The organism is Providencia sp. PROV003 (assembly GCF_045040775.1).
Taxonomy (GTDB): domain Bacteria; phylum Pseudomonadota; class Gammaproteobacteria; order Enterobacterales; family Enterobacteriaceae; genus Providencia; species Providencia huashanensis.
In genome coordinates this window covers 1,073,210-1,089,896 of sequence record NZ_CP096369.1, presented here as the reverse complement: position 1 = coordinate 1,089,896, position 16,687 = coordinate 1,073,210, and the positions used below count along the sequence as shown (strand labels likewise).

Below are 16,687 nucleotides of genomic sequence, written 5' to 3'. Positions count from 1 at the left end.
GATTATTGTCTCCCTACTCTAACTGCATCACCACGGACAGCGTTATTTGGCTGCGTAGAAGTTGCGCCTGAAGATGACGAATTATTACTTGGTGTCGTCATTCTTGCTGATGGAGCCACTTTTGGTGCTTGTGCTGCATTACCATTACGCATAATTTGATCAAGCGGCAGAACTAGCATGCTGTTGCTCTTATCATTCGCGATGATTTTACGTGTATTGCTCAGAACTCGTTCCATCGTATCAATATAGAGACGCTCACGAGTTATCTCTGGCGCAGCACGATATTCAGGTAACATTTTGGCAAAGCTTGCCACCTCACCCTCTGCTTTGAAGACCACACTCGCTTTATAAGCTTCTGCTTCTTCAATCAGCTTTTGAGCATTACCTTTTGCCAATGGAAGAACTTCATTTCGATAAGCATGAGCTTCACGAATTGTTTTTTGTTCTTCTTCCCTTGCTGCAATTACGTCATCAAAGGCTGCTTTAACATCCTCTGGTGGACGCGCGGCTTGGAAGTTGACATCGAGTAATGTGATACCCATTTTGTATGGTGCGATTGTTGCTTCGAGCTCTTTTTGTGTGACATCACGGATAAAAGCACGATTCGTAGTCAGTACTTGCTCCATCGCAGACTGACCAATAACACCACGCACTGCGCTATCTAACGCCTGACGTAAACTGTTGTCTGGGTTCGTTACACTAAATAAATATTGTGCTGGGTCGGTAACACGATACTGAACGTTCATTTCAACGCGGATCACGTTTTCATCTGATGTTAACATCATGCCATTTGTAGCTTGTTCACGAACAGTTTCTACGTTAACAGGTATAACCCTATCAATAAACGTAGGTTTCCAGTTCAAACCAGGCCCAACAATGCCACTATATTCACCAAAACGTAAAACTACACCACGGTCACTTTCTTTAATGGTGTAGAAACCTGAGCCAGCCCATACAACAACGATGGCAGCAAGAGCTAACATACCTAAACGGCCACTAATTGGTGATGATTGTTTGTTATCACCATCACCGCCACCGCTGCCTTTATTTCCACCAAGCTTACTGCCTAGTTTACGAAAGAGATCGTCGAGATCATAAGCCCCACGTTTCCGACCACCTTTGTTCCCGCCAGAGTTGCCGCCTTTATTGCCGCTTCCCCACGGATCGCGGTCTTGTCCGTCATTACCGGGCTGATTCCACGCCATGTTTTAGCTCCATTCTTTATGATTGATTTTCAGGGCTAAGAGCGATAGGGCTCTTAATATCAATTCCATTGCCTAACTATACAATTATATAACGTAGTCAGGTAATTGCTGCTCTTGTTTGCATAGACGTCGCCAATCCACCATTGGCATACGCACCTCAAGGCCGATTGAGCCGTCCTCTTCCAACCACTCACGTTCGATAGATTGGAGTTGATAAAAACGGCTTCGCAAACGACCTTCATTAGGTGGTAAACGCAATTCAACATGTGCGATCTCACCTGAAAGACGTTCCGTCAATGCTTGTAACAGCAACGGGATACCATCACCCGTTTGTGCTGAGACCCAGACACGAACAGGTTTGTTATCCTCATCTCTGTCGATACGCGGGATAAAATCTTCCAGCATATCCACTTTGTTCATCACTAAAAGTACGGGTATTTCATCCGCTTCTATTTCTTCCAACACGCTTTCAACCGCATGGATATTTTCATCCAAACGATTATCTGCTGCATCGATAACGTGCAGCAATAACGTTGCTTCACGTGTTTCTTGCAGGGTTGCTTTAAATGCCGCAACCAAATCATGTGGTAAATGACGGATAAAACCCACAGTATCTGCAAGAACCACGGCGCCAACATCTTCTACATCAATACGGCGAAGCGTTGGGTCAAGTGTTGCAAATAGCTGATCAGCAGCATAAACATCCGCGGCCGTCATACGGTTAAACAGGCTGGATTTACCTGCGTTGGTATAACCCACAAGGGATATAGTTGGAATATCCGCCTTGCTTCTCGCTTGACGCCCTTGTTCACGCTGTTTTTCCACCCGGCTAAGACGAGATAAAATTTGTTTGATTTTGTCCCGTAATAACCGCCGGTCTGTCTCAAGTTGAGTTTCACCGGGACCACGTAAGCCAATCCCGCCTTTTTGTCGCTCAAGATGCGTCCATCCTCTCACTAAACGAGTCGATAAATGCCGTAATTGAGCCAATTCAACTTGAAGTTTACCTTCGTGCGTGCGTGCGCGTTGAGCAAAAATATCTAAAATTACCCCTGTACGGTCAACCACCTTACATTGGCAAATCCTTTCGAGATTACGTTCTTGAGCAGGGCTTAGAGTATGATTAAACAACACCACATCTGCACCACTTTCCTCAACGGCTTGGGCTATTTCTTCTGCTTTTCCTTCACCAACAAAAAACTTTGGATGAGGAGCTTTACGACTGCCCGTAACTATTTGTACTGGCTTTACCCCAGCAGATGTCACAAGTGACTCGAATTCTGCCAGATTATCAACGTCTTTTTCTTGAGAAAAAAAGACATGGACTAATACCGCTAGTTCACCGCCTTCATACCTATCAAACAAGGTGTAACCTCTTAGGCTAAACAATAATTGCAAAGGAAAAACATAGGTATAGTCTCCCTACCCATGCTTTCCTTGTCTTTTAGCGTACAAACTTACTCAGTTACTTCGCCATCTTGCGCTGCCGGAGCACCTGAATGGTAATTACCATTACCAGTACCAGTGCTGCCACCAGTACCGCTATGGTGGGAGACAGGGCGAGCAGGGACAACAGTAGAGATAGCGTGTTTATAAACCATCTGACTAACTGTGTTTTTTAATAAAATGACAAATTGGTCAAAAGATTCAATTTGCCCCTGCAATTTGATGCCATTAACGAGATAAATAGAGACCGGAACCCTTTCACGACGTAATGCGTTCAGGAACGGATCTTGCAAAGATTGCCCCTTAGCCATTCTATGTTTTCCTTATTTTGTTGTTTTTAAAAGAGAATCTTTAAGATTCCAAAATTAACTACTCAAAAATTGCGCTTAACGTTCTAATTGTACACAAACATCAGTCCTATGCACATACAACCTGCATAACTGTGTCAAGCGCTTGCTGAGGTTGTTCACTATCTAACCAGTGAATATTTTCCCAGCCTCTTAACCAGGTAATCTGGCGTTTTGCCAATTGGCGAGTTGCACAGACCCCCCGATAAATCATTTCATCATGGCTAATTTCGCCATCTAAGTATGACCACATTTGCCGGTACCCCACACAACGAATTGAAGGGAGATCGACATGTAAGTCACCTCGTTGATAAAGCGCTCGCACTTCATCTTCAAAGCCCGCGTTTATCATCTGATGAAAACGTTGTTCTATACGCTCATGTAAAATTTTACGATCTTGTGGCGCAATAGCAAACTGAAACACATTATAAGGCAATTCTTCACCGGCTGTTTGTGTCATTTCAGTCAAAGTTTGCCCCGAAATGAGATATACCTCTAAAGCACGGGATAATCTTTGTGGATCATTAGGGTGGATCCTTGCTGCCGCAACCGGGTCCACCTCAGCCAAACGACGGTGAATTTCATCCCACCCTTGTTTTTGTGCAATTTGTTCGATTTCTGAGCGGATAGCAGGATCTGCAGAAGGTAATGGTGAAAGCCCTTCCAACAATGCTTTGAAATACAGCATCGTACCGCCTACTAATAATGGGATTTTACCTTGTGCTGTAATTTCCCCCATTACATTTAATGCGTCACGGCGAAAGTCGGCAGCACTATACGGGAGAGCTGGATCGAGAATATCAATCAAACGGTGGGGAGCTTGGCTGAGTTCTTCTGCCGTTGGTTTTGCTGTACCAATATCCATTCCACGGTAAATTAATGCCGAATCGACACTAATTATTTCCACAGGCAGATGCTTGCGAAGTTCTATCGCTAAAGCGGTTTTACCTGAGGCCGTTGGACCCATTAAGAATATTGCATCAGGTTTTTTCTGAGTTACTAAATCACTCATTTGTTAGTGTAGCTACCACGGATTGTAAATTAATTAATTGTAATAATGTTGATGGAGGATTTCTCACCCACTGCGGACAAACCCGCTCAACATCAGCCAGCAACTGGACAGCCTGAGCTAAACTCCAGCTTTCATCTGGTTTCACCTGTGAAATCGCTTTAGCGAGCCATTGTGCGATATCTTCATCGGTTACGCTTTCTTTTGTCGATAAAAAACCGAGCAAGTCAGAAAAAAGCTGTGATAAATTTTGTGTTCTTAGTGGTAACGATACCGTATGAATTGTTACTTTTCCATGAAATATCGTGGCTTCGATACCAAATATTGTCAATTGTTCCTTGTACCGCTGTAAAACCTCTATTTCATCACTTTTAAGTGACAATTTTAGAGGGATTAACAATGGTTGAGGCTTTAAACCACCTTCCGCAGGTGACAATTGCGCAAGTTTCAATAAATAATTAGCTTCCGTTAAGGATAGCAGGATTAACCCTAATGAAGACTCAATTAATGCAAAGTTTTTTGCGTAAATTGTCAATACTTTGCCAAAAAGGTAGTCATCCGCATTTTTTGCTACAGATTGTGACGTAACTTGCGGGTTATCTATAGTTTGCCTTTCTGGAAATAGCGTTTTTTTATCTTCAGGGGCAACAGGGATCGACATTAAGCTTTGGTAAAGGCTACCTGCTTTTTTGTCGTAGGCCGGTGCGAGGTTTTTTGATTCTGTCTTTATGGCCCCTGAATATGTCGCTTTTGGCTGTGATAGCAAAGGCTCTGCAACTTGCTTTTCCCTGCTCTCCTTTTCGTACGACTCGTACGACGGTTTCAGTGGCTCCCGAGCGTCATGTTCAGTTTCAGCAAGCTTCGTTGAAGAAGATACAGAAGAAAAATAATTATCCCCTGCTGAGGTACGGTTTTCAAATTCTGCATTTGCAGGTTCAATACCAGGCAATTCACCAATTGATGCTGCTTCTAGTAGTACAGTACGAACAGCCTGATAAATAAAATCATGGACTAAGCGAGCCTGATGGAAACGCACTTCATGTTTTGCCGGATGCACATTAACATCAACCTGTTTCGGGTCAATGGTCAAATAAAGGACATAGGCAGGCTGCTGGTTTTCTTCTAAATGCCCTTCATAAGCTTGACGTATTGCATGATTAATCAGCCGGTCACGCATCATTCTACCGTTCACATAACAATATTGTGCTTCACTAACTGGCATATTCGATGGTGAAACCACCCAGCCTTTAATAGCAAGGTCACTATGTTCCCAAGATAAGCTCAATGCGCCTTGCATAAAAGCGGTACCACAGATGGTACCAAGCCGCCTTTCTTGTTGAGTTTCATCATGGGCAGCACGATATTGCTTCACCAATTTGCCATTGTGCGTCAGGTTAATAGCAACATCAGGGCGAGATAACGCAATACGACGAACAACTTCATCGATATGGCCAAATTCCGTTTTTTCTGTACGCATAAATTTGCGCCGTGCTGGCGTGTTATAGAATAAATCTAACACCTCAACGGTTGTGCCATTTGGGTGGGCCGCGGGCTTAACTAACACTTCCATATCCCGACCTTCAGCGTAAGACTGCCATGCTTCTGTTTGATCTGCTGGTTTTGATGTTAAGGTCAAACGTGAAACCGAGCTAATACTGGCAAGAGCCTCCCCTCTGAACCCCATACTCATAATCGCTTCAAGGTCATCTAACGTTGCGATTTTACTGGTTGCATGACGTGCTAAAGCGAGGATCAGCTCATCTTTGCTAATCCCACAGCCATTATCACGGATGCGGATCAGTTTCTCTCCCCCACGTTCAATATCGATATCAACCCGTGTAGCCCCAGCATCAAGGCTATTCTCAACAAGCTCTTTCACTACTGAGGCAGGCCTTTCAACCACTTCACCTGCGGCAATTTGGTTTGCGAGTTGAGGAGAGAGAATGTGTATTGCCATGACCCAAAACCCCTTAGCGTGGTGCCGCTTGTATTGGATTCGCAAGGAAATATTGGCGTAACCCTAAATGAATAGCTTCAGCAACTTTGTCTTGATATTCATTGGATTTCAACAATTGCTCTTCAGCTGTATTACTGATAAACCCTGTCTCAACTAAAATTGATGGAATGTCAGGAGAGCGAAGTACACCAAGGCTTGCATGTTCTGGTGTTTTTTTATGAATATTGCCAACTTTCCGTAGTTGTTCGATAACTTTAACCGCAACATCATAACCAACTCGTTGGGAATGACCAAATTGCAGGTCTAAAACCGCTTGGCTTAAGTAAGGATCAGCACCACTAAGCGCATCACCTGCCCCACCTAATAGTTCCGATTGTTTCTCACGTTGCTCTAACCAGCTACCTAATTCACTGTTTGCACGCCGGTTAGATAATACCCATACAGAAGCCCCACGAGCACGGCTATTCGGCGCAGAATCCGCATGTATAGACACTAACATGTTAGCGCTTTTTTTACGTGCAACCTCAGAGCGACCGCTGACTGAAATAAAGTAGTCGCCATCACGCGTCATTGCGGGCTTGAACATTGGGTCCGCCTCAAGGCGCTGATATAACTTGCGTGCAACACTGAGCGTAACATCTTTCTCTCTGTAACCATTTTTACCAATTGCCCCGGGGTCCTTTCCTCCGTGCCCTGCATCAATCGCAATTACAACTTGTTTAGAGCCTTTTGGCAGTTGCTTATTATTTACGGGAACAGGTGTTGCAACAGGGGCTGGCTTATTCATTTTTAATGGTTTATCCGACGCACTATTTGCCACTGGAGCCGCTGCACTACTCGTCCGATTTAGTGATGCTGAATTTGCTGAATTACCGGTATAAATGGTAAATATTAATTGGTATTGGCCAGAAACTTGCTTAAGTTGCACTTTAGTTTTTGCAGCCCGAGACAACTCCAAGACGACTCTTTTATGTTGATTATCTGACGGTTGGCTCGAGCGCACCAATTTAACTAAATCACCCGCGGGGACTTTAAGGGGGAGCCCAATGATCTCGCCCCGTTGTTTTAGATCAATAACAAGGCGCTCAGGTGAATGCAATGGAAAATACGAGTAATCAGGCTTACCATCGGTAAAGCTTAGGGTCACTTCTGCCTGTGATGGGCTATTACTGACTTGAATATTAGACAACGTCGCTGCCTGTGCTTTCGCAACAAACAACCACACTATCGATAACATAAACAGGAAGAAAACAGTAAAAAAACCCTTTTTTGTTATTTTATGTATTGATGCATTCAACATGAGCAATAGCTTCCTTAAAGTAGGGATAATGCTTCTAACAACGACTCCCCATTTGCAGACAAAGCAATAAAGTGAGCCTGACGCCCTTCACCTTGATAGGTTAGATGGAGCTCAAGATCCGCTTCAGGCAAAAAACCTTTACCTTGCTGCGGCCATTCAACCAAACAGATCGAATTTTCAGAAAAATAATCACGGATCCCCATGAATTCAAGTTCTTCGGGATCGGCTAAGCGATAAAGGTCAAAGTGAAAAACCTGACGACCCGCTAATTCATATGGCTCAACCAATGTATAAGTTGGGCTTTTTACATGACCTTGATGACCAAGAGCCTGCAAGAAACCACGGCTGAAGGTTGTTTTCCCTGCCCCAAGATCTCCAAACAAGTGGATCACGGTATTTTGCTGGCAAGCTTTAGCGATAGTGCAACCTAGCGCAACAGTTTGCTCTTCGTTGGCAAGTTGTATTGTACGTTCTTTCATATTGTTCTTTGATTACGTCATTAGTGAACTATCTAGCCTGTTTAGGCCTAAGATCTTTTGCATTATTGTTCATCGCGCAATAATGGATAACAGATATAACAATTAATATCATTATTACTGCTTATCTTAACCCAAGCCGGGCCATTTTTCTTAATTAACATGACTTGAATGATGAGATCAGAAATATCCTATAATAGTTCTAAATTATTGAGGCATTTTTTTCCTGTATTTTGATGAAAAACACAGGACATGATAGAGTGCCTGCCGTTTTAACCTTTACCATAATAGGATCTATGGCGACATACCTCGATCTCAATCTTCTGGCCCAGAATATCAAACAATGGGGCATTGAAGCGGGCTTCCAACAGGTGGGGATCTGCGATACAGATCTATCTGAAGAAGAACCCAAGCTGCAAGCATGGTTAGACAAACAATACCATGGAGAAATGGAATGGATGAACCGCCACGGTATGATGCGTGCTAGACCTCATGAATTACACCCCGGCACATTACGCGTCATCAGTGTACGCATGAACTACCTTCCAGCCAAAGCCGCATTTGCCAGTACACTGAATAACCCAGAGCTAGGCTATATTAGCCGTTATGCTCTTGGCCGTGACTATCATAAGCTATTGAAAAAACGTTTAAAAGTACTTTCTGACCGTATTTTAGCCTATTGTCGCGAATTTGATGGGATGATGCTAGCAAATGGTATCCATGTTGACGACCTTAACTTTAGGCCTTTTGTCGATTCAGCACCTATCTTAGAGCGTCCCCTTGCCGTTAAAGCAGGCTTAGGCTGGACAGGGAAACATTCTCTCGTATTAAATCGTGAGGCAGGGTCTTGGTTTTTTCTAGGCGAGTTATTGATTAACTTACCAGTGCCTATTGATCAACCTATCGAAGAGGGTTGCGGGCGCTGTGTGGCTTGTATGACGACCTGCCCCACTGGCGCGATTGTCGAACCTTATACCGTAGATGCAAGGCGTTGCATTTCTTACCTTACTATCGAGTTAGATAGCGCTATTCCTGAAGAATTTAGGCCATTAATGGGAAATCGCATCTATGGTTGTGATGACTGCCAATTGATTTGCCCATGGAACCGTTTTTCACAGCTTACCGATGAAGAAGATTTCAGCCCGAGACGAGCGTTGCACACCCCTGAACTTCTTGAGCTTTTTTCATGGACAGAAGATAAATTTTTAACGTTGACAGAAGGATCGGCGATCCGCAGAATTGGTTATATCAAATGGTTACGCAATATTAGCGTAGCATTAGGTAATGCCCCCTACCAAGATAACATTGTACTTGCCTTACAAAACCGTTTAGGGATCAACGGGATGCTGGATGAACACTTCCACTGGGCAATCCAACAGCAGCTCAATCGACGCAACGAAAATCAAGTAACAATTCAAACTTCACAACAAAAGCGTCTTGTACGCGCCATTACTAAAGGTTTGCCTAGAGACGCCTAAAAAAAGCGCGGCTATATATTCAAAAAAAAGAATTGTCAAACAGATGTGAATAAAATAAAAAAAGGCTTAGCTACCAATAGGTAAAGAATTTGCAAGTCGTGCTCAACACATTTTAGAAAAATATATCCCACCACTAAAAATCAATGGGTTACAAAAGAGTAATTAACAAGTCATATCTTGATAATGTAAACAAAAACAACCTATCATTCTGTGGATAACTCTGTGCAATAAGTTATTTCAAACGACAATAATCGTCCATTAAGATTGGCGAGGCTGTGGATAACTTTTCAATGAGGTAATAAGAGAAAAAAACTGATTTTACGTTGATTAATCGATATAAAGTGACTAAAAGACCAAGTTACCATGAAAAAAGAGTAAAACCCGGTAAAAAATAATTTTTTGTCTAATAAGCTAACCTAACCACTTTTAAATAAAACACCAAATAGAACACCCTATTAGCAAGGGGTGGCTATTCTATGGCGACCGGATGATGAATGCAAGTAAAAATCGGAATAAGATCTGGAAAAGATCGTTTAAGCCGCGTCGATCCTAGCTTGTAGAAATTATATGTACCAAAAAGCAGTCGATCGTCAGAATTTATAACGATACGTGATTTCACTTAGATTTAAGTGTGAGTAAATAATACGAAAGAGTAATAAGAGAAAATAATACGATAAGAAAATATTGGAGCGGGAAACGAGACTCGAACTCGCGACCCCGACCTTGGCAAGGTCGTGCTCTACCAACTGAGCTATTCCCGCATTTGGTGGGTATTGCTATCACTAAAACACTAAGAAAGTTTGGAGCGGGAAACGAGACTCGAACTCGCGACCCCGACCTTGGCAAGGTCGTGCTCTACCAACTGAGCTATTCCCGCATCACGAAAATAGTGCTTTAGCTAAAACACCAAGAAAATTTGGAGCGGGAAACGAGACTCGAACTCGCGACCCCGACCTTGGCAAGGTCGTGCTCTACCAACTGAGCTATTCCCGCATCACCATTTCTAGGTATTCCACGTGCCGACTTAACTACAAAAACTTCATCGGTACGGGGAGCGCATTATACGAAAAATTCAGATTCTAGCAAGCCCCTAGACCCAAATTTTTAATTTTTTTATTCGTTTGCCGACAAAATAGTCACAATGGTGATTTTATCAACAAACGTTGTAAAAATCTGATTTCAATACATTAACATTGGTAACTTACTCAACAATAATACTTATACCAGCCTATTGACCGCAGATTTATAAACCTTTTCATCCTTTAATAAATGTCTCTCGATAATAAGCTAGCTCAGCGACTGATTCACGAATATCATCAAGGGCTTGGTGAGTATTTTTCTTAGTGAAACCCGCTAAAATCTCAGGTTTCCAACGGCGAGCAAGCTCTTTTAGCGTACTAACGTCAAGGTAACGATAGTGAAAATAGCGTTCTAATTCAGGCATATAGTTGAACAGAAAACGCCTATCTTGCCCAACACTATTACCACAAATTGGGGATGCCCCCTGAGGAACCCATTTTTCTAAAAACTCAATAGTGGCTAACTCCGCTTCACGCTCACTCACTGTACTTTTACGTACGCGCTCAACTAACCCACTGTTGGTGTGAGTATTCACGTTCCATTCATCCATTAACGCAAGTTGCTCATCAGTCTGATGTACTGCAATTACGGGGCCTTCTGCTAAAATATTAAGATGACTATCTGTTACAATAGTGGCAATTTCAATAATGCGATCACGAACGGGGTCGAGACCAGTCATTTCTAAATCGATCCAAATTAAATTATTCTCATTCTTTTGCATGATATACCCTAACTGCATTCTATGAAGTTAAGGTATGATAGCACTGTTCATGCCTTAAGTGACAGGTATTGCCTTAGCAAGCTCTACTAACAACTTACTGTATAATTGATATTCTAAACGACTACCAATAGCGAAGAGAGGACAGGTGGCTAAACAGAAACTTTCCAAAGGCCAACAGCGCCGCGTTCAGGAAAATCATCAAAAAAGGCTTAAAAAGCAAAAAACAGTTGAGATTGATGATAGCCAATTAGGCGAAGCGCAAGAAGGCCTAGTCATCAGCCGGTTTGGGCAACATGCAGATATTGAGGCTCTCGACGGCACAATACAACGCTGCAACTTGCGTAGGACCATTTCATCTCTGGTGACTGGGGACAAAGTGGTATGGCGCCCTGCCTTAAACACACAAAGTGACATTAAAGTTAATGGTATCGTTGAAGCTGTGCATGACCGCCACTCAGTATTAACTCGTCCAGATTATTATGATGGTTTAAAGCCAATCGCTGCAAATATTGACCAAATCGTGGTGGTTTCAGCGATTTTACCTGAACTGTCTCTCAATATTATCGATCGCTATCTTGTGGCTTGTGAAACCATCGGAATTCAACCCATTATCGTGTTAAACAAAGTCGATTTACTCGATACAGAGAATCGCGAATGGGTAAGCGATTTAATGACTATTTATCGTGATATTGGCTACCAAGTTCTCGAGGTCTCTAGCCATACTAATGAAGGAATGGAAGCACTTACTAACATACTAGCAGGTAAAATGTCGGTATTTGTAGGGCAATCCGGTGTCGGTAAATCTAGTTTACTAAATACGTTACTTCCGCATAATGAAGAGGCGATTCTCGTTAATGACGTTTCAGACAACTCTGGGTTAGGCCAGCACACAACGACAACAGCGCGTTTGTATCATTTTCCGCTAGGTGGTGATGTGATTGACTCCCCCGGAGTTCGTGAATTTGGTTTGTGGCATTTAACCACGGAACAAGTGACGAAAGGATTTGTCGAATTTAAAGAATACCTTGGTGGTTGTAAATTCCGTGATTGCAAACATTTGGATGATCCTGGTTGCTTGCTGCGTGAAGCCGTAGATACAGGGAAAATTGCCGAATCACGCTTTGAAAACTACCATCGCATCTTAGAGAGTATGGAACAGGTCAAACCCCGCGGTAACTTTACAGCGAAAGACAAGTGAAGTTAGTGAGCGCTTACAATCTTGTTGTTTACGGCTCTAAATAGTTCTAAGTAGTGTTCGGCAGTAAAATTGGGTAACCCCAAAGACATGTATTTCCCTGTCACTTAGGTACCCCCTACTACCGTTTGAAATATGGCGAGTAAACTGTGTACAATAGCCGCCCTTTTGCTAACATACCTTTAAAAACCAGAGGTTAACGTGCTAGATAAATTTAAAATTCGCTTGCAATATATGCTTCCAAAACAATGCCTTACTGAATTCGCAGGCTGGTTTGCGAGCCGAAATGCAGGGTTTCTGACACAATGGGCAATTAAGCTGTTTGTAAAAGCCTATAAAGTGGATATGAATGAAGCCCAAAAAAGTGAATTGACCGCTTATTCTACCTTTAATGAGTTTTTTATCCGTCTGCTAAAAGAAGATGCACGCCCAATCGTTGAAAAAGATAATCAACTTGCCCAGCCCGCAGACGGTGCGGTGAGTCAACTTGGTTCAATTAATGATGGCATTATTTTTCAAGCAAAAGGCCACAATTACACCGTTGAAGCATTACTCGCTGGGCAATATCAATTAGCTGAGCATTTCCGCGGTGGCCAATTTATTACGACTTATCTATCGCCAAGTGATTACCATCGTGTCCACATGCCATGTGATGGTTTGCTCAAAGAAATGATTTATGTCCCTGGTGACCTATTTTCTGTGAACCCACTGACGGCACAAAACGTCCCGAATCTGTTTGCGCGTAATGAGCGCTTGATTTGCGTTTTTGACACTCCAGTTGGTTTAATGGTGCAAATTCTTGTTGGTGCAACCATCGTAGGTAGTATAGATACAGTCTGGAGCGGCTGTGTGAATGCGACTCGTGAAGGTGTAATCAAGCGTTGGGTTTACCCTGAATTAGGTTCTGAAGGTGCTATTTTCCTGAGAAAAGGCGAAGAAATGGGGCTTTTTAAACTTGGTTCAACGGTGGTTAACTTATTTGAAGCCAATAAAATCAGTTTTAACCCATCGCTGATCCCTGGTTATGCTACACGTATGGGTGAATTACTCGCTGAAACTGTAGCAGATCAACCAGCAGAAGAACCAACTGAAGTTAAGTAAATCACTCATTCCTTAAAGGAGCTCCTTACTGTGCGTTTGATTATCAGTTTTTTTGTTAGTCTGTTAATCGTTTTTTCTTCCGTTGCGGCGCCTACGGCGGCGCAGGATGAAGCACAGATTAAGCAGGAGCTCAAACAACTTGATTCGAGTAAAAACCCCAAAGATGCAGAAATAGCTCAAGCGTTACAAGGCGCACTCAATTGGATAAACGAAACTCGTGATTCTGAAGCTAAAGCAAAATCTTATCAAAAAGCTATTGATGATTTCCCTAATATTATTAAGGAGCTAAGACAAAAGCTACTTAACGAAAGTGATCAACCTGCCCCTATCCCAGTTGGGATTAGTTTAGGGGAATTAGACCAGCGTATTATTCAACTCAGTAGCCAATTACTGGACCAAAGCCGTCTAACCCAACAGGAGCAAGATAAAGGCCGAGAGATCAGTGAGTCATTAAATGTACTGCCACAACAACTTTCTGAAGCAAGGCGTATACTCACTGAAGCAACATCACGCTTTCAATCCCTTAGTACTCCATCAACGCCTTTGGCTGAAGCCCAGTATACCTTAGCTCAAGCGGAAGTAAGTGCTCGCAAATCAGCCGTTAATGAATTAGAAATGGCGCAGTTGTCCGCCAATAATCGCCAAGAAATTTCACGTATTACTTTAGAGTTATATAAAAAACGTTATCAACGCATGGAGCTTGAGCTTCAAAAATTACGTGACTTTCAAAATACTCAACGCCAACAAAAAGCCATTTTAGCTTTAGAACATACAGAAATGTTGGCTGAACAAGGTGAATTAACGCCCTTTTTGAAAGAACAGCTTGATGTCAACCGTAAAATGTCACAAGAATTAACGGCTCAAGCTCAACGTATGAGTGCGATTACCACCAGCCAATCGGAAATCTCTACCAGTATTCGCGATGCTCGCCAAGCATTAACAACCATTCGCGAGCAAGCTCAATGGATCAGTAGTTCGAGTACTCTAGGGGAAGCATTGAGGACACAGCTTTCTCGTTTGCCAGATATCCCTAAAAGCCAGCAACTTGACCGTGAAATGGCTGATTTACGAGTCCAACGCTTAAATTACGAAGATAGCCTTGATAGACTAACTAAAATTGATACCCGCGAACAAGAAACGGCTAATGAGCTAAATGCAGCCCAAATTCAGGTTTATCAATCTTTAATCAAAACACGTCGGGAGCTATTAACCTCGTTGATTTCAGGCCTTGACGCTGAAATGTTAGAACTGACAAAGTTAAATGTTGCGACAGGGCAATTAACAGATGCATTAAAAGAAGTAAAAGATGCGTCTAACCGCTACCTATTTTGGGTAGCTGATGTCCCGCCAATTAGCATCAGTTATCCCGTATTGCTAGTCACAGATATTACCCAGTTACTGTCACTTGATACCTTGTCCCAGCTTGCTGGCGCACTCAGTGTTATGGTGACAACCCAAGATACTTTTTTATATCTTTTAGGTTCAATAGCACTGGTCATTTTTAGCATCAGTACTCGCAAACATTACCAAGCATTCCTTGATCGCTCCAGTTTACGTATCGGTAAAGTGACGCAAGACCGCTTCTATTTAACCATCCGTACTATTTTCTGGTCTATTATTGTGGCACTGCCATTACCAATGATGTGGTCCGCTATAGGTTATGGGTTACAAAGTGCATGGCAGTATCCGATGGCCGTTGCCATTGGTTTTGGCGTGAGTGCAACCACACCACTTTTATGGCTGTTTATGATCAGTGAGACCTTCTCTCGCCCAACGGGGTTATTTATTTCCCACTTTGGTTGGGACAAAGACGCTGTCAAACGAGCGATGCGTTATTACCGTATGGCTATTTTTGTTATCGTCCCTCTCGTTATGGCCATTATTACCTTTGAACATTATAGTGATAGGGAATTTGCGGCAAGTATTGGCCGTTTCTGCTTCATCTTTTTGTGTATCGCATTAAGCCTAATTACTAATAACCTACGTCGCTCACAAATTCCGCTGTATATAGATAGACATGGGTCTGGGGAAAATATTGTTAATAAAGCACTATGGTGGATGATATTACTCGCCCCCATCATTGCCGCATTTTTCTCTATTTTAGGCTATTTTTCAACATCACAAGCCCTACTCGCCCGCTTAGAAACCTCCGTGGCAATTTGGTTTGTGATCCTCATTATATATCACACCATTCGTCGATGGATGTCGATGCAACGCCGTAAGCTTGCGTTTGAGCGTGCTAAGCAGCGCCGTGCAGAGATTTTGGCACAACGAGCCAAAGGTGAAGATGACAACCAACAAGCAAGTGCCAGTAGCGAAGGGAATATTGATATCGAAGAACAGGTCATTGACCTTGATACTATCAGTACCCAATCTGTTGGGCTGGTACGCTCAATTTTAACCATGATAGCCTTGGTATCACTTATTTGGCTGTGGTCAGAATTACACACTGCATTTTCTTTCTTAGAAAATATTCGCTTATGGGATGTGACTTCCACAGTAAATGGTGTTGATACTATTCAGCCTATCACGATGGGTTCTATCTTTATTGCCATTTTAACGATTATTGTAACGGCTCAATTAGTTCGTAACCTTCCAGCTTTATTGGAACTTGCAGTATTACAGCATTTAGATTTAACGCCAGGTACTGGCTACGCTATCAGTACACTAACCAAGTATGGTATCACCCTTATTGGTACCATTGTCGGCTTCTCTATGTTAGGGATTGACTGGTCAAAACTTCAATGGTTAATCGCGGCAATGGGGGTTGGGCTTGGCTTCGGTTTACAAGAAATTTTTGCCAATATTATTTCTGGTTTGATGATTTTATTTGAAAAACCAATTCGTATCGGGGACACCGTGACTATTCGTAACTTAACGGGTAGCATCACCAAAATCAATACCCGGGCAACGACCCTAACAGATTGGGATAGAAAAGAAATTATTGTGCCGAACAAGGCTTTTATTACCGAGCAATTTATTAACTGGTCACTTTCTGACACTATCACCCGTATCGTTATGACCATCCCCGCACCATCAGATGCCAACAGTGAGTTAGTGACTAACACTATTTTACGTGCAGCGAATCGCTCTACGATGATCTTAGATAACCCAGCGCCAGAAGTGTATTTGGTTGATTTACAGCAAGGGATTCAAATATTTGAGTTACGTGTCTATGCAGCTGAGATGGGGCACCGCTTACCGGCTCGTCATGAGATCCACCAAAATATTTTAGTTTCCTTTGCTGAACAAGGGATTACCTTACCATTCCCACCATTCCAAGCGAGGGTCGATGTGCGCGATAACTCACTGCAGAGTGCAACTAACAACCTCTCTGGGCGTAATCCTGCTCGTAAGTCTGGGGAGTTGTAA

Annotated in this window: 12 protein-coding genes and 3 tRNA genes; 4 read left to right on the top strand and 11 right to left on the bottom strand. The window is 42.7% G+C overall.

Annotated features, from left to right (window positions below):
- Nucleotides 1-2: 2 nt before the first annotated feature.
- The 7 genes from hflK to tsaE form a co-directional block, all read right to left on the bottom strand.
- The gene (hflK, locus tag M1F14_RS04925) at nt 3-1,205 is read right to left on the bottom strand and encodes an FtsH protease activity modulator HflK (protein WP_042845813.1); all 1,203 of its coding nucleotides are present in this window, start codon (nt 1,203-1,205) and stop codon (nt 3-5) included.
- A gap of 84 nt (nt 1,206-1,289) precedes the next feature.
- A complete protein-coding gene (gene hflX / locus M1F14_RS04920; RefSeq protein WP_042845815.1) occupies nt 1,290-2,570 on the bottom strand; it encodes a ribosome rescue GTPase HflX in 1,281 nt (426 codons plus the stop codon).
- Nucleotides 2,571-2,662: 92 nt separating this feature from the next.
- Complete coding sequence (hfq, locus tag M1F14_RS04915; protein WP_042845817.1) at nt 2,663-2,962, bottom strand: RNA chaperone Hfq; 300 nt, start codon at nt 2,960-2,962, stop codon at nt 2,663-2,665.
- 106 nt (nt 2,963-3,068) lie between these two features.
- Nucleotides 3,069-4,010, bottom strand: a complete 942-nt coding sequence (gene miaA / locus M1F14_RS04910; RefSeq protein ID WP_042845818.1) for a tRNA (adenosine(37)-N6)-dimethylallyltransferase MiaA — start codon at nt 4,008-4,010, stop codon at nt 3,069-3,071.
- Nucleotides 4,003-5,964: a DNA mismatch repair endonuclease MutL gene (gene mutL / locus M1F14_RS04905; protein ID WP_181468829.1), complete on the bottom strand. Its 1,962-nt coding sequence runs from the start codon at nt 5,962-5,964 to the stop codon at nt 4,003-4,005. Before mutL ends, miaA begins: the two co-directional genes overlap by 8 nt.
- Before the next feature lie 13 nt (nt 5,965-5,977).
- Nucleotides 5,978-7,264, bottom strand: coding sequence for an N-acetylmuramoyl-L-alanine amidase AmiB (gene amiB, locus M1F14_RS04900; protein ID WP_042845820.1), 1,287 nt, complete (start codon nt 7,262-7,264; stop codon nt 5,978-5,980).
- A 14-nt stretch (nt 7,265-7,278) separates the two neighbouring features.
- Complete coding sequence (gene tsaE / locus M1F14_RS04895) at nt 7,279-7,743, bottom strand: tRNA (adenosine(37)-N6)-threonylcarbamoyltransferase complex ATPase subunit type 1 TsaE (protein ID WP_042845821.1); 465 nt, start codon at nt 7,741-7,743, stop codon at nt 7,279-7,281.
- Nucleotides 7,744-8,036: 293 nt separating this feature from the next.
- Between tsaE and queG the strand changes: the two genes are divergently transcribed.
- Entirely contained in the window at nt 8,037-9,218 is a 1,182-nt protein-coding gene (queG, locus tag M1F14_RS04890) for a tRNA epoxyqueuosine(34) reductase QueG (RefSeq protein ID WP_042845822.1), read from the top strand.
- A 685-nt stretch (nt 9,219-9,903) separates the two neighbouring features.
- Here queG and M1F14_RS04885 read toward each other — a convergent pair.
- From M1F14_RS04885 to orn, 4 genes are all read right to left on the bottom strand, one after another.
- Nucleotides 9,904-9,979 (bottom strand) — tRNA-Gly (locus M1F14_RS04885).
- 40 nt (nt 9,980-10,019) lie between these two features.
- Nucleotides 10,020-10,095 (bottom strand) — tRNA-Gly (locus M1F14_RS04880).
- 40 nt (nt 10,096-10,135) lie between these two features.
- Nucleotides 10,136-10,211, bottom strand: a tRNA-Gly gene (locus M1F14_RS04875).
- Nucleotides 10,212-10,473: 262 nt separating this feature from the next.
- On the bottom strand, nt 10,474-11,019 hold the full coding sequence (gene orn / locus M1F14_RS04870; RefSeq protein WP_042845823.1) for an oligoribonuclease: 546 nt from the start codon (nt 11,017-11,019) through the stop codon (nt 10,474-10,476).
- Between the two features lie 145 nt (nt 11,020-11,164).
- On the opposite strand from orn, the gene rsgA reads away from it, so the two are divergent.
- From rsgA to mscM, 3 genes are all read left to right on the top strand, one after another.
- Complete coding sequence (rsgA, locus tag M1F14_RS04865) at nt 11,165-12,217, top strand: small ribosomal subunit biogenesis GTPase RsgA (protein ID WP_042845824.1); 1,053 nt, start codon at nt 11,165-11,167, stop codon at nt 12,215-12,217.
- 198 nt (nt 12,218-12,415) lie between these two features.
- Nucleotides 12,416-13,315 (top strand): archaetidylserine decarboxylase, encoded by a 900-nt coding sequence (gene asd, locus M1F14_RS04860; RefSeq protein ID WP_042845825.1) that lies wholly within the window; start codon nt 12,416-12,418, stop codon nt 13,313-13,315.
- A gap of 30 nt (nt 13,316-13,345) precedes the next feature.
- Complete coding sequence (gene mscM / locus M1F14_RS04855) at nt 13,346-16,687, top strand: miniconductance mechanosensitive channel MscM (protein WP_042845826.1); 3,342 nt, start codon at nt 13,346-13,348, stop codon at nt 16,685-16,687.